Annotated in this window: 13 protein-coding genes; 10 read left to right on the plus strand and 3 right to left on the minus strand. The window is 38.3% G+C overall.

What is annotated here, in order from left to right; translation table 11 throughout:
• Positions 1-222: 222 nt before the first annotated feature.
• The 5 genes from CH362_RS02335 to CH362_RS02355 all read left to right on the plus strand — a co-directional run bounded on the left by CH362_RS02335 (position 223) and on the right by CH362_RS02355 (position 7715).
• Positions 223-3102, plus strand: coding sequence for a choice-of-anchor D domain-containing protein (locus CH362_RS02335; RefSeq protein ID WP_100708729.1), 2880 nt, complete (start codon positions 223-225; stop codon positions 3100-3102).
• A 14-nt stretch (positions 3103-3116) separates the two neighbouring features.
• The gene (locus tag CH362_RS02340) at positions 3117-3653 is read left to right on the plus strand and encodes a hypothetical protein (protein ID WP_100708730.1); all 537 of its coding nucleotides are present in this window, start codon (positions 3117-3119) and stop codon (positions 3651-3653) included.
• Between the two features lie 269 nt (positions 3654-3922).
• Entirely contained in the window at positions 3923-5440 is a 1518-nt protein-coding gene (locus CH362_RS02345) for a choice-of-anchor D domain-containing protein (protein ID WP_100708731.1), read from the plus strand.
• A 9-nt stretch (positions 5441-5449) separates the two neighbouring features.
• The gene (locus CH362_RS02350; protein ID WP_100708732.1) at positions 5450-7369 is read left to right on the plus strand and encodes a S8 family serine peptidase; all 1920 of its coding nucleotides are present in this window, start codon (positions 5450-5452) and stop codon (positions 7367-7369) included.
• Entirely contained in the window at positions 7359-7715 is a 357-nt protein-coding gene (locus tag CH362_RS02355) for a hypothetical protein (RefSeq protein WP_100708733.1), read from the plus strand. Before CH362_RS02350 ends, CH362_RS02355 begins: the two co-directional genes overlap by 11 nt.
• Positions 7716-7752: 37 nt before the next feature.
• Here CH362_RS02355 and CH362_RS02360 read toward each other — a convergent pair whose 3' ends face one another.
• On the minus strand, positions 7753-8784 hold the full coding sequence (locus CH362_RS02360) for an alpha/beta hydrolase (RefSeq protein WP_100709245.1): 1032 nt from the start codon (positions 8782-8784) through the stop codon (positions 7753-7755).
• Positions 8765-10201 carry a flavin-containing monooxygenase gene (locus CH362_RS02365; RefSeq protein WP_100708734.1) on the minus strand — a complete coding sequence of 479 codons (1437 nt, stop codon included), beginning with the start codon at positions 10199-10201 and terminating at the stop codon, positions 8765-8767. The genes CH362_RS02360 and CH362_RS02365 overlap by 20 nt, the downstream gene beginning before the upstream one ends.
• A 119-nt stretch (positions 10202-10320) precedes the next feature.
• On the opposite strand from CH362_RS02365, the gene CH362_RS02370 reads away from it, so the two are divergent.
• Complete coding sequence (locus tag CH362_RS02370; protein ID WP_100708735.1) at positions 10321-12024, plus strand: GMC family oxidoreductase; 1704 nt, start codon at positions 10321-10323, stop codon at positions 12022-12024.
• A gap of 75 nt (positions 12025-12099) precedes the next feature.
• Positions 12100-13038 carry a CPBP family intramembrane glutamic endopeptidase gene (locus tag CH362_RS02375; protein ID WP_100708736.1) on the plus strand — a complete coding sequence of 313 codons (939 nt, stop codon included), beginning with the start codon at positions 12100-12102 and terminating at the stop codon, positions 13036-13038.
• Positions 13039-13074: 36 nt separating this feature from the next.
• On the opposite strand, the gene CH362_RS02380 is transcribed toward CH362_RS02375, so the two are convergent.
• The gene (locus CH362_RS02380; protein ID WP_100708737.1) at positions 13075-14379 is read right to left on the minus strand and encodes a hypothetical protein; all 1305 of its coding nucleotides are present in this window, start codon (positions 14377-14379) and stop codon (positions 13075-13077) included.
• A 247-nt stretch (positions 14380-14626) separates the two neighbouring features.
• Between CH362_RS02380 and CH362_RS02385 the strand changes: the two genes are divergently transcribed.
• From CH362_RS02385 to CH362_RS02395, 3 genes are all read left to right on the plus strand, one after another.
• Positions 14627-16078: an NAD-dependent succinate-semialdehyde dehydrogenase gene (locus CH362_RS02385; protein WP_208859533.1), complete on the plus strand. Its 1452-nt coding sequence runs from the start codon at positions 14627-14629 to the stop codon at positions 16076-16078.
• A gap of 126 nt (positions 16079-16204) precedes the next feature.
• On the plus strand, positions 16205-19351 hold the full coding sequence (locus CH362_RS02390) for a SpoIIE family protein phosphatase (protein ID WP_100708739.1): 3147 nt from the start codon (positions 16205-16207) through the stop codon (positions 19349-19351).
• A 167-nt stretch (positions 19352-19518) separates the two neighbouring features.
• Positions 19519-21087 (plus strand): methyl-accepting chemotaxis protein, encoded by a 1569-nt coding sequence (locus CH362_RS02395; RefSeq protein ID WP_100708740.1) that lies wholly within the window; start codon positions 19519-19521, stop codon positions 21085-21087.
• Positions 21088-21102 lie beyond the last annotated feature (15 nt).

A 21102-nucleotide genomic window follows, 5' to 3' on the forward strand; every position in this document is an offset into this window, starting at 1 on the left:
TTTGAGAAAAATCATTCAATGACGGGATAACTTTTCGCATACTAAGCGTTTTTCGGAAAAAAATTTAATAAAACAAGTTCAGTTGTAGATTCTTGCTAATTTTTTGGGAACTTTTGTCTGAGTTGTATACAATTTTGGCTAACGTAGGAAGAAGGCATTCCTATCCCATCTGGGAATTGGTGCTTAATAAAATTGGAAACAGAGAGGTCGAAAAGTTCCGATATGAAACGGTCTACGACATTTTTTCTCAAGAGTATCCTAACTCTTGTTATTCTTTTCTCCTTCGTAAATTGTCCGAAGGGTGGAGGAAAGGGGCCTTTGCTTTTGCCACCTGGTGAAACTGCAGAAACTCCTAGTCCTGATCCTACCATTCGAGTTTATAAAGGAAGCGGTACGGTAACTTCGGTTCCGGATAGCTCTACCGAAAGTTTGGGAAGTGTAAAAATTACGGAAAGTAGTACTGCACGAGTTTTCACGATCCAAAATAATGGTGAGTTGGCTTTAAATCTTACAAGTACTCCTATCATCGCAAAAACAGGAGCAGAAGCTGCACAGTTTACTGTGGATCAATCAAGTACTGATAATGTTTTGGATCCTGGAGAAACTACTGAGTTCACGGTAACTTTTTCTCCATCTGGATCAACCGGTACTAAATCAGCTCAGTTACAAATCGCATCTAACGATCCGAACACTCCTATATTTATTTTGAATTTGAGTGGCACTGCAAATCCTGCACCTGCTCCTGATATCCAAGTAAAAAGAGGATCTACTACTTTTACTAGTGGATCAAGCGTTCATACTTTCACAAGTGTTCAAGAGAATACTAGTGGAACTGCAGTATCCTTTACGATCAATAATATCGGAGATGCTAGTTTAAATTTAGGTACTATCAATCTAACCGGAGCAAATTCTAACCAGTATAGTTTAGATGTAAGCGGAACGAGCAGCACTGTTGCAGCTTCGGGTTCGACAACATTCTCAGTAACATTCTCTCCAACCTCTACCGGAACAAAAACTGCTACGATTACTATCCCAAGTGATGATGCAGGAACTCCGAATTATACTTTCGGTCTTTCCGGAGTAGGAAATCCGACTCCTGTTCCTGAAATGAACGTCCAAAGAGTTACAGGTTCTGTAAATATCGCAGACGGAAGTGGTTCTTTCGATTTTGGAAGTCAGGTGGAGAATGTTACTGGTTCTGCGATCCAATTCCGGATACAGAACTTAGGAACTGCCTCTCTAAGCTTAACCGGATCTCCAGTTGTAGAAATTACAGGCACGAATTCGGATCAGTTTGAAGTTACTGTTCAGCCTAGTAGTACAAGTATTGCTAGTTCTGGGAATACTACATTCTCTGTTAGATTTGTTCCTACTTCTACCGGTGCAAAAACTGCATCTATTTCAATAGCGAACAATGACTCAGACGAAAATCCATATAATTTCACGATTACGGGTACTGGAACTCCAACACCTGTTCCTGAAATTAACGTGAAGCAAGCTTCTACAAGTATAGCAAGTTCAGGAACTTATTCTGGCATTGCTGATACAAGGATTGGTACTACCAGCGGGACGACTACATTCACAGTAGAAAATACTGGAACTGCAACCTTGAGCCTGAGCGGAAGCCCTCGTGTGGTTGTGGGTGGAACAGATTCGTCTATGTTTAGTGTTGCCTCTCAACCTTCTGCTACCGTTGCTGCGAGTGGAACATCAACATTCACAGTTACGTTCTCGCCTACTTCTACCGGAGCAAAAGCTGCAACCTTAACGATTGCAAATAATGACTCCGATGAAAGTAGTTATGTGATCAATTTGTCCGCAAACGGAACGGAACCAAGCGCTCCTTGTTTCGATATTAGTACTGGAACAAAATCCGCGAACGATGCGATCTTCGGAAGTACTTACGAAAGTTCCAATATTTCCCTAACTACAGGAACTGCTTTCCCGACAGCTTTATTCTATGCTGATCAAGCAAGTGCGGGATCCAGTAGTTTGATGTATGCATACTACTATGCAACTGCTGCAGAAAGCACTGGTTTTTATGGTAGAGATGGAATTGGAACTACAGTAATCACTGGTATGTGGCCTTATGGTAGAAATACTTCTGAATTCTTATATAAAGATTTCGGGACAGGTTCTCTGTCATTCACGCCAAGCACTAGTGTTACAGCGTTAGTTGCTTTGGACTCGTTTACAAGTTTTGCGACTGCAAACGCGAGTTATAGAGTAGTTCGTAGCTGTAGTCCTTCTCTATTGGAAGAGCAATCATTCACTTCCACTACAGGAACTACGAGCACAAGTGGACTTTCTAAAGTTTGGACATATCGTAAGAAGATGAAGGTAAACTTGATCTTCGTGCAAGGAACTTACCCAACTTATACAGTTGCGGGAGTCCAAGAGGCTGTTGACAGAGTGACTTCTATATACGGACAGAATTCAGTTAAGATCGATCTTCAATTCTCTGCAACTTCTATTAGCGCAGCTGAATTCCAAGATATATCTGATCTGAGTGATGATACCGGAACAGTATCTGGATCTCTCACCAAACTTTATGTTTCTAATCCTGGAAGTGCGCAAGCAGCTGACAGTTTAAATATCTATATCACTGCAAGCGAAAGTGAAGTAGGTGGAGTATTAGGTATTGCATCTGGAATCCCTGGTCTTCCTGGTGTAACAGGAACGAAGAAGGCGGGTATGATCGTGTTCTTGGAAGCGCATAGAACTTCTGGAACAGCAGGATCAGCCCTTTCTGCGGGAGATCTAACGTTTATGGGAGATACTATTGCTCATGAAGCTGGGCATTTCCTTGGGTTGTTCCACACAAACGAGAGAGGTGGATATGATAGTTCTGTTGTTTCTTCGGTAGCCAATTGGCCGTTCGGAGTTTACAATAAGGACGCTATGTCTGACACTCCATTCTGCAATAAGTCGAATGATTCAAATACAGATGGAATGGTATCTATCAGTGAGTGTAGCGGTACTGGTTTCACTAATTCTGGAGCATCAAATCTAATGTTCTGGGCAGGGGACGGAGTTACATCTCAGACACAACTTACAGGCGAACAAGGTTGGCTATTAAGACTTAACCCGTTGGCTTATTAATAGAGGAAAAAGAGATGAAGTTAAAATCATTATTCATGATCGGATTGGTAGCCATAGGGCTACCAATCTCTGCGCAAAACTTGGATACCAATGTATATTCTAAAATTAAGGAATCCTTAACTTTAACCAGGCATTCAAGCAGTGTAGATTTGAGAGCGAGTATAAACCGTATTTCGAGTAATCCTGTTCCTTACTTGGTAGCGATCTCACAAGAATCTGGAGTTAGAATTTACGTTAAAGAAAAGGCAATCTACCTTTTGAAAGATTATCAAACAGATGAGTCTGCTAATTTTTTAAGAAGTAGGATAGAACAGGATAATATACATCCATCTTTGCGTAAATTTGCTGTGAAAGGTTATACCGACGGGTTTTATACGAATGATCCGTTAAAAGTAGAAACATTCCTAAAAAAGTTTCAATCTGATAAGAAGATAGGAACTACTGTTGTTAAATCTTTGCAAAAAGTCCGTTTTGAAAATTTTAGAAAGACTAGCCAACCTACAGAGGTTGATCTAGAAAATCTAAGAAAGAATAAACCGATCAAAAAGTAAGATTCGTTTCGAATGAAAAGGGCCGCGCAATGCGGCTCTTTTTTTATTAAGAGCCATAATCAGTCTGATTTTTCCCTTATAAGTTCCCTTTTTTCGCTGTTTTTTAGAATTATTCTGCCAATTCTTCCTGATTTTAAGATCGTATTATTCTGGACGTACCTTTTCGAACAATTGCCAATAGAATGGGAGAAACGTAGTCTCCAGTTGTTTATAATATCATTACGTGTATTGGATTCTTGTAGGAATTCCAACATATTAAGGATCAGAGATTGAGTTCAGGTTATTATCGTTTTATTTTTATCATAAGTGCTTTGATGGGAATCCTTCCTCAATTAAATTGTGGAGGAGGTCATGGAACAACACTGCTTCCAATTTTCCCTTCTCCTTCCGGTATCAAGGGATTGCATGTTTCCGATTCGGCAGGGAATAGATATTCTTCCGGTTCTACACTTTCTTTAGGTTCTGTTTTAGTTAGTTCTTCTTCTTCAAATACTTTGAAGATTGAGAATGACGGAAGTTTTACAGTTACTCTGACAGGAAGTCCTGATTCAGTTTCTAAAAGTGGGATCCACTCTTCTCAGTATGTGATCGATTCACAACCTTCGAGTACTAGTTTAGCGGATGGAGATTCTAGTTCGTTCCAAATTAGTTTTCAGCCTAGTTCGGTCGGTGTAAAATCTGCATATTTGATCATCAATTCGGATGATCCAAATATAGGTACATACATTCTATATTTGAAAGGAACAGGTACAGAGGCTCCTGCTCCAGCTATTCAGATTTCGGAAGGTAGTTTTAATTTTATCCCGAATGCGCAGACGAACTTTTATGCTCCATCTGGTGGGACTTCTTCTAAAACGATTACTATCAAAAATGGCGGACAACAAAATTTAGTAATTTCTAATATTTCTCTCGGCGGGACGGATGCTGGTTTGTTCAGTCAGAACGGTTCTACTGTTACCATCTCTCCTAAAAAAACGTATACATTTACAATTTCTTTTAGCCCGCCTTCTGTTTCTTCATTCTCTGCTTTTATCTCAATCGATAGTAATGATCCGAATATTGCAAGTTATACAATTGGTTTGTCCGGAGTAGGAACTTCTGGAAATGTTCCTCAGATCTCGGTAACGTATTCTGATAATAATAATATTTCCAGAGATATTTCAAGCAGCACTGGATTCTCTTATTCTTTCGGAAGTGTTTTTCCTGGAGTTGTGTCATCTAGTAAAACAATTACGATCCGTAATTTAGGAAGTTCTAATTTAGATCTGTCTGGAACTCCTGTAACATTAAGTGGAACAGATCCAGGAGAATTTACTGTAACTCAACCTTCTGTTTCTAGTCTTGCTCCAAATGCCTCTGCCACGTTCTTGATCAAATTCAGTCCTACAAGCGTGGGCTCCAAATCTGCTACTGTTACTTTGAGTACCACCAATGGAAAAGGTGGAAATTCTTCCAGTTCTGTTTTGGCTGTTTCCGGTGCAGGGGGAAGAAGGGACATTATTGTAACTTGGGCACATTCTAAAGAGCACGCAGTCCATATGGCATCTGGCGCTTACAGAGTTTGTTATAAAAAAGGTTCAGACTTTACTGCACAAGGGGATTCTGGTGTGACCTGCGATGCAGATGTAGTGTATGCGGGTGATCCATACACCCCAAATTATAAAACGATTACAGTAAGTTCCGCCGGGACTTGGTTTATTCGAGTGAAATCATTTTCTCAATTTAATGCAACGGGGTCTTCATTTTCCAAGTCGATCCAGGCAACAGTAAGTTCTCCAGGGTATTAAATAAATCTTATGAAGAATAAATATATAATAATTGCTCTCCTTCTTTCGACAGTATCTATCGGTTATCTTTTTGCCGAAAAAGAAACGAATATCGTTCCAACCTTATCTAAACTTTTGGATCCTGTGGGAAATACTGATAATAAAAAGTATTATAAAAGAGATTCAAAAATAAAATTCAAATCTTCTGAAGTTTTGGTTAAGTTCAGAGATACTGCAGGCGACTCGGTAAAATCTTATGCAGTTAGTTCTTTTAATGGAAAAGTCCTGAACGATTTAGGTGAGACCGGAATTTCTCAAGTAGAATTGAGAGAAGGTCAAACTGTGGAAGAGGCAGTTGCTGAATATTCTACTCATCCTGATGTAGAATATGTGCAGCCAAATTATATTTATCATGCAAGCACATCTCCGAACGACCCGATCTACAATCAGTTGTGGGGAATGAATAATACAGGGCAGAGTGTTTTAACTGCGACGTATGCTACGAATAATCCTGGCACCAGCACCAATGATATGAGAATGGAAAGTGCTTGGGATGTGAACACAGATTGTACAAATACCGTTGTAGCTGTTGTAGATTCCGGTGTGAATTATAATCACCAAGATCTAAGTGCAAATATGTGGAGTTCCGGTTCTTGCGTTTCAGATAAGGGAGTTTCTTTAGGTTCTTGTTCCAATGGTTGGGATTATGCAGATAACGATTCCAATCCAATGGATTTAAATGGTCATGGAACGCATGTTGCAGGTACGATTGGAGCTAGAGGTGATAATGGAACTGGGGTTGCAGGAGTTTGCTGGACTGCGAAAATTATGGCAGTTCGAGTTTTAGATCAATCTGGTTCTGGAGATACTGCAACTATTATTAAAGGAATTAACTTCGCTGTTCGTAACGGAGCAAAGATCCTGAACTTAAGTTTGGGTGGTCCTGATTATGATTCAGCAATGCGTTCTGCAATCTCAAATGCAGGAAGCAAATATGATGCGTTGTTCGTTGTTGCTGCTGGTAATGAGAGCAATGATTTAAAATCAGATAATTCTTATCCTTGTGAATATGATGAAGCTAATATTCTTTGTGTGGCTGCCTTAGATCAAAAGTTTCAGTTAGCGAGTTTTTCTAATTTTGATTCTTCTAAAAAGAATGTGGATATAGGAGCCCCAGGCACAAATATTAGAAGCTCTTGGGCGGGCGCAGAAGCTACTTCATCTTTAGCGTTTGCAAGTTGGAGTACAATAAATGTCGATGGAACTGCATGGAATTGGGCGAATTGTCCTCCTACTGTTCTGTATTTATCAACTAGTTGTTCTACTGCAATTATAGGTAGCTCTAATTTCGGATATGCGTCTAATACATATTCAGTTGTATATGCTCCAATCTCAATTACTTCAGGTGCGGAAGCAGTCACTGCTAGAATGAATTTATACTTGGATACAGAATCTGGTTATGATGGGATCAATATGTACGCTTCCACTTCTTCTGTTCCAGCAACTATATTCAGTTCTCCTAATAAAGTTGGGAGTCTCTCTGGGGAAACAAATGGTTCATTGATCGCAAATTTTGAAGTTGCAGCTAAGAATTGTGTGGGATCTTCCACTTGTTATTTCGGTTATGAATTCGTCTCAGATTCTTCTGTTAACAGGGCCGGGGTTGCTATTACCTCATTTAATTTGATCACTTTAGATAATAATGATATTACTCAATATAATACGATCAACGGAACTTCGATGGCCACGCCTCATGTGGCAGGTCTTGCTACTTTATTGAGATCATTTAATCCTAAATTTACATATGCAGATACAATTACAGCAATCGTTGCAGGTGGTACCGCTACTAGTTCTATTCAAAACATTACTAAATATGGTAAGGCTGCTAATGGAAATGGTGCGATCCGAAATTTAGAAGCTCCTAAGGATCTAAATGTAGATGTTCCTTAAATTTTTTTTGAGAACGATCTCAATCTTTGTGTTTATATCGATATCAGGATTTTCTACATTCGCACAAGGATTTCCCAAAAATCTTCCGGCTGAAAAAGGTAAATATGTGAAGCCTGGACGGATCGTTCCGAACGAGTATATTTTTAAATTAGTTTCTGGAACAAGTTTGGAAAGGATAAAGGAATTAACTCCTAATTCTACAATTCTAAATGTAGAATTGATTATGGAAGATACTTACAAGGTTACGTATAAATCCGATCCAGGTTTCGATATTCTTAAAAATATTTCTTCCAAGTCTGGTTTTGTAGAATCAGTCCAACATAATTTAGTATACAGGGCATTTTAAAAAATAGCCTTATAATACACTTTATAGAAAACTAATATTATTTTCCTGAAAACCCGGCTTGTATCCACTTTGCAATTTGGTCCAAGGCATTTTTGGCTTCAGGGACACTTCTTCCTAAATTAAAAAATCCATGGATCAAAGTTTCGTAAGTTTTAATCTCCAGTTTTACTTTTGCTTTTCGGAGAAGGTCTGCATATGCGACTCCCTCGTCCTGTAGCGGATCAAACCCTGCTATCAAAATGTATGTTTTAGGCGTATGGGAAAAATTAGTCTGTTGAAAAGGTGTGACTCTTGGGTCTTTCCAATCTTTTGAATTTGGCACACTATGATATTTGAAGTAGCGAAGTAGATCTCGAGTGAGAGCGTATCCGTTCGCATATTCTTCTACACTTTTTCTTTCTTGGATTAGATCGATCCACGGATAGATAAGTATTTGGAATTGAGGAAGAGTGAGTTTTTCTTTTTTAGCAAGGGTAGAAATGGAAATCGCTAAATTTCCACCAGCAGAATCCCCAGCTACAGCGATCTTTTTAGGATCAATTCCAATCGATTTTCCATTTTCTTTGATCCATTTATAGGCAGAATAAGCATCTTCCCAAGAAGAAGGATAAAGATGCTCAGGTCCCAATCTATAATCGACTGCGAGTATTGCTCTGCCCGAAATTTTTGCTAAATATCTTAGAGGTAAATCGTGAGACTCTAGATCTCCGATTACGAATCCTCCCCCATGAAAATAAAGCAAACAGGGTTCCAGGTTTTTTGTTATATTAGAAGAATATAATCTAACCTTAATCCTCGGGCCGGTTCCTGGAATGGAAAAATTTTCGACTCTGGGAATATCTTCTTTTTCCAGATCGAAAGAAGCCATTATCTTTTTGACAAGTTCCCTCGCTTTAGGCGGAGGAAGATTTTCAGGTTTCGGTTTTATTCTAGCTAGAACTAATGCTGCACGGATCCTTTGGTCTAAGGTCCTTCCTCTTTTGATATCTTTTCCAAAAATTCTAAGAATCGAATCTGGTAAGGAAAGTAAAGCTCTTGCCGCTAAGGTCTCAAACTTTTGCCAGAGCATTCTTTTTCCTTGGTTCTGTTTTTCCATTAGAAGAGCTTTGTTTTCCAGATTGTTTATATTTTGCTTTGGATGGCACAGGTAATGTTTGTAAACTTTTAGAAGCTCTCTTTTTACCTGCTTTTAATTCCTTCTGCATATAATATAAAAAGTCTTCGTAATCTACCTGCATTGTATGTCTTGCAGATGTTACATATCTTTTCTTCATTTTCTTTTCGTAATCTTGGATCTGATTTTGCATTTCTGGAATTGTAGGTAAGCTATAATTTCCGGTTAAATATTCTGCTAACCATTTTCCTTGGAACTCTGCAAGAGGCATGATTGCACCTAAGGGTTGGTACAATCCTACAAAGAATAAATTATTCAGATCTGGTTTGAAAGTCCTATGAAATAAAGGAAGATGATTATCAGGAGCTGAGATAAACTCAGGTTTGAAGAATGGAAACTTGACGTTATATCCAGTGCAATAGATAATCGCGTCTATTTCTTCTTCGGAACCATCCGCAAACTTTACCTTGTTACCATTATATTCTTGGATTACAGGTTTGTATTTGATATCCCCTCTTCCAAGTCTGACTAAAATATCTTGAGAGATAGTAGGATGCGCTTCTCCAGGTTTATGATCCGGTTTAGGAAGACCAAAATCTTCCATCTTACCAACTCCGATCTTTAACATTGTTCCAAACAGAAGTTGTTTTAACCAGAAAGGTGTTCCAGGAGGAAGTAGTTCAGTTTGTTTATCTAAAGGTTTTCCAAAAAGATAATTTGGAATTACCCAAGCGCCTCTTCTGGAACTTAAGAAAACTTTTTTTGCAACTCCAGGACGGCTCAATTCTACGGAAATATCCATAGCGCTATTTCCCATACCGAGTACTACAACTCTCTTGCCAGTTAATTGGATCGGATGTTCGGGATCTACATAGTCATGAGAATGTATTATCTTTCCGTTAAATTTACCTGGAAAATCAGGTTCTGGCCAGCGTGGGGACCAATGATGTCCATTCGCAACTATGACTGCATCATAAAATATTTTTTCTCCCTTCTCACTAGTAACTAGATAAGTTCCGTCGTCTTGGGGTTCTATTTTTGCGACACCATTCTTAAATTTCATATTTTTGCGAAGGCCAAAGTGCTCCACATAATCTACGAAATATTTTTGGATAGGTTCATGATTTGGGTAATCCGCATACCAATCAGGCATAGGATAATCCCTATATTCCATTCTATCTCTATGAGTATTGATATGTAATGATTTATAAATATTACTTATACCGTTGTCGTTTTTAAATCTCCAGTTACCTCCTACATCGCTTCCTTTTTCGTAACAGTCGTAAGGGATTCCTTTGTCCTGCAATGATTTACAAACAGTGATTCCACTAGAGCCGGCGCCAATAACGCAGACTTTCGGCAACTCTTGCATATAGTTCTCCGATCTTTTTATGAGGTTGATAAAACGATTTAGTAGTAGAAGTTTTTCGAACGCATAGTCAAGTCCGAAAATGGATTGAGTTAATAAATCGATATGTTTAGGTCGGACGTATGAAGACAGAAGAGAAAACAAATGTTCATTTTGATTACGATTATATCGTAGTAGGTTCAGGCTTTGGCGGAAGTGTTTCCGCAATGAGATTAAGCCAAAAAGGGTATTCTGTCTTAGTAATCGAGTCCGGTAAAAGATGGACTGCAAAAGAATTTCCTAAAACGAATTGGTCTGTTCACAAATATTTATGGATGCCTAGATTAGGTTTTTACGGGATCCAAAGATTAAATCTTTTGAAAGATTTTTTTCTAGTCAGCGGCGCCGGTGTTGGCGGGGGTTCTTTAGTATATGCAAACACACTTTACGTTCCTTCTGAAAAAACATTAAACCATCCTACATATAAAAAGATTGGAGGAAAGGATGGAATGCTTCCTTTCTATAAAGTCGCTTCTAAAATGTTGGGAGTCGTTCAAAATCCGCACTTGGATAAATCGGATGCAATTTTAAAAGAGATCGCTCAAGAAATGGGAAGAGGAGAAACTTTTTCAGCAACTCCTGTTGGAGTATTCTTCGGTGAAAAACAAGGACAGACAGTAAAAGATCCTTACTTCTTGGGCGAAGGTCCTGAAAGAACTACATGTAATCTTTGCGGAGGTTGTATGGTAGGATGCCGTTTTAATTCTAAAAACACATTAGATAAAAATTATCTATTTTTTGCAGAGAAATTAGGGACTAAAGTCCTTCCTGAAACAAAAGTAACTGATCTAGTTCCATTAAATGAATATGGGGATCCCGATCCGAATGCGAGTGGAGAATTTGGTTATCAACTTTCTACTAGGTCTACTACAGGTTGGTTCGGCTCTCCTAAAAGAAAATTTAAAGCTAGGTCTGTTGTACTTTCTGCCGCAGTAATGGGAACTGTAGGTTTACTTTTGCGTTCCAGAGAAGCTGGACATATGAATCGTCTTTCTGCTCGTTTAGGAGATGATGTTCGTACAAATAGTGAAACAGTTTTGGGAGTTACTAAGTTTGGAAAGGATGTGGACTTTTCTAGAGGAGTTGCGATCACTTCTTCCATTCATCCTGATGAACATACTCATATAGAGCCGGTTCGTTATTCTAAGGGTTCTGACTTTTTTGGAGCTCTTGCGAGTGTTCTTACTGATGGTGGAGGTTTCTTTCCTAGGCCTCTTAAATATTTTTTCACAATGTTCACTCAGCCTATTTATTTTTTAAAAGCTTCTTGGCCCTTTGGATTTGCTAAAAATTCTCTCATTCTTCTAGTCATGCAGACCTTAGATAATAAAGTAAAGTTAGTAAGAAAAAGAAGAATGTCCTGGCCTTTCGAAAAGTCCATGACCTCTGCAATTAGTTCAGGGGAGAAGGTGCCATCTTATATTCCAATTGCAAATCAAACAGCAAGAAAGGTTGCCAAGAAGATAGGAGGAATTCCTAGAAGTTCTTTAAATGATGTTCTTTTGAATGCGCCCATCACTGGGCATATCATGGGTGGATGTGTAATGGGTTCTGATCCGGAAGAAGGTGTGATCGATTTTGAGAATAAAGTTTACGGTTATAAAAATCTAAGAGTTTGTGATAGTTCTATGATCCCAGTGAATCTTGGAGTAAACCCTTCTCTTTCCATCACAGCGATGACTGAAAGAGCGATGTCTATGATCCCTCCCAAAGACAATAAGTCTGTATCTAGTTTTGAATTCGAAAAAGAATTTGGGATCACATCTGTGGTCTTTCCTAAAATCTGATCTGAAAACGATAGACCTAGGTTTCGCTAAAATAAATTCTCTCCGTATCGGGTATCGCCGGTTCGGAGAAGGATTTTGGGCTTATTAAAAGAAAGTTTAAAGGATTTTTTTCAAACCAAAAGGGATTGGATCTCTTTTGCAGGAGTGTTTCTCCTATTTTTAATATTCTGGTCTTATAATTATTCCTTTCGATTTGCTCCACTTTTTACTCAGGCTTTAAAAGATAACCAGATCGGTTTAAGTCTATTTTACTTTTTATTTTTTGCAGCGGGTGCTTTGGTTATCTATCCAATCGTTCTTGCATTTTACGGAAAATTAAACGAATTCAAACCTTCGATTCCTTTAATCTTAGGTTTCGTAGTAGTTCTTGCAATTGTATGTTCCGCAAGGATTAGAGATTCAGAGTTATTCAACTGGGCTGGTTCTTCTTCGGTAGAAATTGCAATGCTTACTATTAACTATGTGGGAACCATTCTTGCATATATTGCGTTGCCAATAGCTTGGATCCTTCTACGTAAAAATTCTCCAGACAGGTTTTTAGGTTTAAGTAAATCTCCAAAATTCGGAGAAGTATTATTCTTACTGGGACTGATGCTGCCTATAATCGCAATTGCGTCCTTCTCCCTTTCTTTTCTTTCCGTATATCCAAGATTCGCTGGTAGAATGTCAGACGGTTATTTGATTTATCCGCCCGCTTTATGGATCATTTTATTCGAAATTTCTTATGCAGCAGATTTTGCAGTTTTGGAAACTTTCTTTAGAGGATTTATGGTCTTTCCTTTGGCTTCTCGAGTAGGAAGTAAGCCCGTAGTTTTAGGCATGGCATTCATGTATGGTCTATTACATTTTACAAAACCTCAATTCGAAGCATTAGGTTCTTTTTTTGGAGGTTTTATTCTTGGAATGATCTCCTATAGGACCAAATCAGTATATGCGGGAATTTTAATACATATAGGGGTAGCTCTTGCAATGGAGCTTGCTGCTACTTTACAGTTTTTGTATTTTATGGAGTAATTCTCCGGCTCAGCTAGAACCGGAGAAATTGAAATTTCAGATACGGATCGTGTATCCTATATTATAGAAGAAGATCACATGAACTATATGTTGCTGCTGGTAATGGTCCACCAAGGCCCTTTTTACAGCAGGATCGCTTGATAAGGAAGAGATAGAGTTGATGATGAACTCATTCTTATATCCGTAAGCTTTAGCAGGATCGATAGTCAATCCATCATTAGAATTGCTATCAGGATACGCGCCGATATTCGGAGTGTAAGTTCCATTATCCACTAAAGCAGGTGTTGCTCTATACATCATATTCGCAGCGAAGAAAAATTTTCCGTAATCGAATTGGAGTCTAGGGCTAACGTCGCTAATTCCTTTTTTCCGATCTGTGTTATCGTTCACTTCTGCGTAACCTACTACTAAACTAGGAGTGATCCTGAAAGTTTCTCCTTTAAAAAATTCGTGAGAAAGAGTCAGGCGGTAGTTATGAGTTCCTTGGAAAGTCCCGCCGTAATCGTTTAACATTTTATTATTAATCGAGAACTGAGGATTTAACCATTCCCAAAAAGGAGCCTTCCATCCGATCACCCAATATCCTCTCATTACATAACTAGGATCGTTTTGGTTGATGAATAAAAATCCAGCCGAGAATGTACCAAGCTTGGTTTCATGATCGTACATCGCTCTCGTGAATATATAATCAAAGAGTCCATTTTTTTCTTTTCTGGTTTTTACTTCATTTGGATCGAATTGCAAAGTTCCTGTAGCAAAAGACTTATCTAAAAGATAAGTTTGATCAGGGCCGCCTGGTGTGGATTGTAATCTTAGATCCGAATCAGTGTTACTTCTGTCCACCAATGGGTTCATAACGATAAGCCCAAGTTTAAATTGTTTAGGCAAACCTAATATTTCTACACTAGTAGTTAGGAAATAAGCTTCGTAAAAATCTTTGTAAGAAGTTCCGTTTCTTCTCGCTTGTCTTTCTCCGAATAGATCGGAACCTTGGAAGGCACCGTCATTGGATAAAGATTGAGAAAGCAAGATAGAATGTTCCGGAAGTGAATCTTTAGGAGAAGATGTCTTGACCGCTCCCGTTGGAACACTTTCGTCGGAGGCAAATTCAGGAATAGTATCCGGAGCATCTTCCGAGATTTGTTTAATTTTATCCTTTCGGATTCTATATATGACTCCGTCTGGATCGACCACCTCTATCTCGGTTTCCGATTCTTTTTGAATGGAAACTTTTTTGAAAATACGACCCGCATTCATTTGGATCGTTACTGCTAAAATTGTTTCGAGAGGGAGAGTGAGGATCAGTAGGAGGATTGAGGAAATACCAAAAATTCTTCCCATACAACCATTGTCCAAAATTGGGGGAGTTTCTTCAATACACATACATCTGTAATCATTTATTTACTTATCCCTTTACTGATGTATAACATTCCTTATTTTTCCAAATGACATGAACTTTTCCTTATCCTAAGAGTCCCACGAAGATTTGGCCCTTAAACTATTTTGTATTTTTAGCCTATAGAAATTCGGTTTTCAGTATCATAACAAAGATGTATCTTTGGAGAAAGCACTTCTTTCAGGCAAAAATATGATCCAACTCAATCGACCTTCTTTATTCAAAAATTCTAATTTTTATTCAGGAGAATGGAGAACCTTCTCCAAAACAATTCAGGTATTTGATCCTGCAACGGGTGATAAAATTGGAGAAGTGCCTGATCTTCCCAGAGAAGAAGTAAGAAAAGCTTTGGAGTTTGCTGAGAAGTCACAAAAAGATTGGGCCAAAACAATTCCTAAACAAAGAGCCAGATTTCTCAGGAACTGGGCAGATCTAATGATCCATAATAAAGAAGATTTAGCAAAAATTATGACCTGGGAACAAGGAAAACCTTTGGCAGAATCCAGAGGTGAAATTGATTACGCGGCATCTTATCTTGAATGGTTTTCAGAAGAAGCAAAACGTGCTTATGGAGATTTGATTCCCACTCATAGAAAAGAACTTAGATTGATGGCTTGGAAAGAGCCAGTGGGTGTTACTGGAATTTTAACACCTTGGAATTTTCCTTCTTCCATGATCACTCGAAAGATTGGACCGGCGCTTGCGGCTGGATGTGTCGTTATCTCTAAGCCTTCTGAACTTACTCCGTATTCTGCAATCGCGTTAGCTGTTCTTGCGGAGGAGGCTGGAATTCCTGCCGGAGTTTTTCAAATAGTTACTGGGCAGCCTGAACCGATCGCAAATGAATTTTTAGAAAATAAAATTGTTCGTAAGATCAGTTTTACAGGTTCCACAAGAGTTGGAAAAATACTTTTAGAAAAATCAGCAAACCAAGTGAAAAGAATTTCTTTAGAGTTAGGAGGTAATGCTCCTTTTATAGTATTCGCAGATTCAAATATTAAAGAAGCGATACGCGGAGGAATTATTTCAAAATTTCGTAATGCAGGACAAACCTGCGTTTGTACAAACAGATTTTTGGTAGAGGAAAAGATCGCAGAAGAATTCGCTCATGGTTTAGCGGAAGAAGTTTCCAAATTCAAAGTAGGGAATGGTTTTGAAGAAGGAGTCAATATTGGTCCTTTGATCCATTCGGCAGCCGTCAAAAAAGTGGATTCACATTTAAAAGACGCCATTGAAAAAGGAGGGAAACTTCTGATCGGAGGCAAACCTCATTCTCTCGGTGGGAACTTTTACGAACCGAGCGTTCTCTCGGGAATCTCCGAAAAATCATTATGTTTCCAAGAAGAAACATTTGGTCCTCTTGCACCTATAAAAAGTTTCAAAACAGAAGAAGAAGCATTACAAATTGCAAACGCAAGCGACGTTGGTTTAGCATCTTACGTATATACAAACGACCCTGCTAGGATTTGGAGAATTTCAGAAGCCTTGGAAGCAGGAATGGTTTCCGTAAACGAAGGCATTTTATCAACAGAACAGGTTCCTTTTGGAGGAGTAAAAGAGTCCGGCATGGGCAGAGAAGGCTCTAAGTACGGAATAGAAGAGTATCAGGAAATAAAATATATCTGCTGGGGTGGGCAAGGTTAATCGTAAAAACTTCGAATTCTCGCTGTTAGTTTTGTAAAAAAATTTTCGTCTCTTGAGTCCGGACTTCTTTTCGCATTTTCCTTGACGAAGTCGTCCTTCGGATCAATTTCTTAGGCTGCCCTTTTTATGGACCCATTTTATTTTAACTTTTACTTCTTCGGATCCTTACTCGCTTCCTTATTTTCTTTGTATGTTTCCTTTTTCTTTCTGACCATCAAAGAAAGAAGTAAGGCGGCATTTCACTTAGGCCTTTCGAGTTTATCCACTACCATTTTTCATTTTGGCTATTTGGTGGCCTTCTGCTCTCCGGAAGACTGGACGATCTTTCATAGATGGATCGTAATTCCATTTCCGATGGTGGGCTATACTCAGCTTTTTATATTCTTCTTCTATTTCCCAACACCTAAGAGAGAAAAATTAGGACTTACTTTGTATGCAGTCTTGTATGCAGGAGTTATAACCCTCGCGATTTTCTATATTATGCTTTCCTTAAAGTCTACTAGAAGTTTCGTGATGGGAAGTCATTATTGGGATTTTGAAACTCATTTATTTTATAAAATTTTCTCTCTTATAGTTTTCCTTTATAATTTCATTTTTTTGATCGCTGCTATCTGGAGAGCGATCGTTGAAAAAGGAGCAGAGAGAAGGTCCGTAATTTATATCACTCTGGCTTACCTGACCATTACACTTTTACCAGGCATTACAAATGCTTTAAGTAGAGAAGGTACCGTATCTAGGGCGGTCTATCAGCAAACTGCAGACATTCTTCTTGTAGCTGGATTATTTTTAATACTAATCGTTTATGTAAACGCAACCAAAGAAAGAACCACAATCTTAAGTAGGATTGTAGGAGTCAGTATGGCTACCTTTCTTCTCGCATTTCAGTTGGTGGGATTTGCAATATTAAATGGATATGATTCTTCTTTCGATCTAATCAAAAAAGAAGAAGCTAAATTGGTCGTTTTGCAGGGAGAAACTCCGAACGGATTTGCATACTTAACTTCCTATGATCCGAACGAAAATCGTTTTCAAACGGAAAAAGGTTTTAAGGATCTAAGATTCGATTCGGAAGATAGATTAGAAATTCGATTCTTTTATATTTCTAAAAATCTTGCGAGTTTCGGAAATCTTCCTGCTAACACAAGATGGGAAAGATCCAAAACAATTTTAGAAAATTCTCCCAAAGAATTCTATGCTTACCAAGAAGGACTGAAAGAATTTTTAGAATCTAAGGGGACTAACATTGTTTCAGATGAAGATGTACGCGAATTTTTCAGACATCTGAATAAACGACTAAAAGTAGTACGAAGTAAATATTCTCATCTGCCTTCTAAATCAGATGCTCCTGCAATTTATAAACTTTTAAAATCAGAAGAAGTTGGCCTTTCAGCAATTTTAGAAAAAGTGAAGGTAAAAGCAGAGGCTGATCTTAAGGCAGATATATCTGAATCAGACTTGGACAAAACGGTCCTTCTACCCTTAACTCCGATTAGAGAAGTGGGAGAAAGGATCTATAGGGGAACGAAATATTATAAGGTAGGAGATGAGAAACCTCAGTATTATGTTTCGTACTTGGTTGTACACCCTACAAATGGAAATGTATACGAAGTAGGTTTCACTTATATATCTTTCCGTACATTCATACATGAACCTGCATTGATCTTAGTTGTATGTTTACTCGCGATCATGTTAGTGATCAGTGTTGGATTCAGATTTTTCTTCCAAAATGCTCTTATCAAACCTATGGACGAAGTAGTTGTTGGTTTAACGGAGGTAAATTCAGGAAACTTGGATTATCGCCTCGAACCAAGAGTAGAAGATGAGATCGGATTTATCGCAAGATCATTTAACAGAATGGCAAGGTCCATCCAGTCTGCTCGAAAAAGATTAGAACAATACGCTAACGAGTTAGAAGAAAAAGTAAAAGAACGTACCAAGGAATTGGAACAAACCTTAGGAGAAGTACAAGAGCTCAAACAACAACAAGACGGAGACTATTTCTTAACTTCTCTTTTGATCAAACCTTTAGGTGCAAACAAAGCAGTTCATGAGAACGTAAAGGTGGATTTTTTACTAGAACAAAAGAAAAAATTTACCTTCAGAAGATATCATGATGAGATAGGTGGAGACTTAAACATCTCTAATCATATAGATTTAATTGGTAGGTCGTATACAGTATTCTTAAATGCGGATGCAATGGGAAAATCAATGCAGGGCGCAGGCGGCGCTCTCGTTTTAGGATCCGTTTTTGAATCTATAATAGAAAGAACTAGACTTGTCGATATTATGAAAAATCAGTCTCCGGAACGTTGGTTGAAGAATGCGTTTACGGAACTTCATAAAGTATTCGAAAGTTTTGACGGCTCCATGCTGGTTTCTTCTGTGATGGGACTTGTAGACGACGAAGTTGGTATTTTATATTTTATTAATGCAGAACATCCTTGGACGGTTTTGTACAGAGATGGAATTGCAAGTTTTATTGAAGATGAGTTGATGTTCCGTAAGTTAGGAACTACCGGAATGGAGGGTCGAATTTATATTAAAACATTCCAATTAGAACCTGGAGATGTGATCATTGCTGGTTCTGACGGTAGGGATGATATTCTGATTGGAACAGACGCAGATGGGGGAAGGATCATCAATGATGACGAAAAACTTTTCCTTAGACTCGTGGAAGAAGGTAGGGGTGATCTTGATGGAATTTACAATTGTATCACTGGAAAAGGACCTTTAACCGACGACCTTTCTCTTATTAGGCTTTCTTTCAAAGAAGCTGATTCAGATCAGAAACTTCATGATGAACAAAAGCAGAAGATAAAAGAACTCCTAAATAGAGCGAAGGAAACTTCTCAGAACAAAGACGTGGCAGAAGCCATTACTTATTTGGAAGAAGCAGAGAACCTAGACAGTCGCATCCCTGAAGTGAAGAAAAATTTTGTAAAATTATTCTTAAAACTCAAAGACTATTCCAAAGCAGCACATTACGCAGAAGACTATCTAAATATCAAGCCTGTAGATAAGGAAATTTTATATGTCGCTTCCTTTGCGGCAAGGAAAGCAGGGCAGTTGAAAAAGGCTTTGGACTTTGGGGAAAGGTTAAGACTGAGAGAACCGGATCATTTTAAAAACCTAATGAATCTGGCCCAAGTATATATCGCTTTAAAAAATTATGAAAGAGCAATGTATATGGTCCAATCCGCTCTACATATAGAGCCTGAAAATGAAGCGGTGCTTAGGATCAGGGACGTTCTAAGGAAAAATTGGCGTCAGTAGACACTTATACTTCTGACTAATATCAACTTTTAAAGATATAGTCCTTAGAGTATGGAATTAAAATGTGAGTTTTTGCTCACTTTATAAAAAATAAGATCGATTCTATGCGCCTCCGGTTTCAATTTAGAGTATTCTTTAGATAAAACCAAACATTATTGGGGGCGCCAATGAATGATGAACGAACCACGGAAAAGATCGCGGCGTTAGGCCCTTTGACAATCAATCGGATCCGCATCGGACTAGTTTTTTTGATCCTAGCCTCCCTTGCTGCTTCTTGGGAACAAAGTTCCTTTGCGCAAAATATGGCTTACCTAGGCGGAACGATCTCAATGGCGATCGTCTCCTTGATAAATTTATTTTTTTCCTATCGGAATGGAAGGATCCCGAAATCGTTCGGAATGATTTCAGTCATTTTAGATATATTAATACTTGCGAGTGTTATGTTTTTTGCCGCTTCTACGGACAAAAACATGTCTTCCGGTATTATTAGGCAGATCATATTATATGCGATTAATGTAATACTTATTGTGTATTCAGGATTACTACTAACACCAAAATTTGTGGTTATTGCAGGAGTTGTATCGGCGATTGCTCAAGGTGCAGTAATCTTAAATTGTTATCTCCATGGAGTGGTATTCTCCGAGGAACCTTTAGAAGTACTTTCTCCAGGATTTGCTTCTACTTCCGAACAAATTTTAAAATTAATTTTTCTAATCGTTATAGCCTTTATAGTGAGAAGTGTGATCAATATATTTGGGCTCATGCGTGACGCAGAAGAGGAAAAACTAAACACGATCATAACCTCTGAAAACGAATTGAAAAATAGTAAGGAGAGGATGGATTCAGCTGCATTTTCCTTGAAGGAAAAATCCAGATCTTTAAGGAACTTCTCCAATGAATTTTTTGATGTGATCAATAATCATGCTGCTTCTTTTGATGAGATAGGAAGTACCTTAACCGAATTTTTATCTCAGATTGAAAGTGCTGCTTCTAGTGTTAAAGATCAATTTGGAAGAATAGAATTACTTGTAAAAGAAAGCCAAAATTTAAGATCTTTGATCGATAAAATTTCAGGTTATTCTTCTGAGTTAAATGGTCGGATCCATTCTGTTTTGAATACAGGTAAAGAAGTGACCGAATTTGTTTCAGGCCTTTCTGAATCTTTGGAATCTCTTGGAGAATCATTTCGTTCTGTGGGAGAAGTTACGGTAATAATGGCCGATGTTGCAGATCGTACTAATCTACTTTCTTTAAATGCGTCTATAGAAGCTGCAAGAGCCGGAGTTGCAGGAAGAGGTTTCGCAGTAGTTGCTACAGAAGTTTCTAAACTTGCTGAGAGCAGTGGGCAAAATGCTGCAAGGATCTCTAAAATAATCGGTGAATCTAATGATTATGTAGACAAGGGCAGAAATAGAGCCTCGGCAACTTCGGAGAAGGTTAGAAATCAAGAAGATCAGTTTGCTACGTTCTTGGGTAGATTTAATGAATTGAATGGACTACTTGAGGATCAGATGAAAATAAATGATCAGTTTCTGGCTAGTTTATCAGAATTACGTAAACTTTCGGCCGGGATAGAAACTTCTTCAAACGAACAGAATACTGGTGCCTCCATGATTATGGGAGCGATATCTGAATTACAGGGTTCGATGGATTCTTTATTGAGAAAGAGCGAACTTTTATCAGACACAATCAGGGTTTTAGAAGAAGAAGCAGAACTTTTAGGAAAGGAAAATTGATCTATATCAGTTAAA

Origin of the sequence: Leptospira saintgironsiae, assembly GCF_002811765.1 — a bacterium.
GTDB classification, from domain to species: domain Bacteria; phylum Spirochaetota; class Leptospiria; order Leptospirales; family Leptospiraceae; genus Leptospira_B; species Leptospira_B saintgironsiae.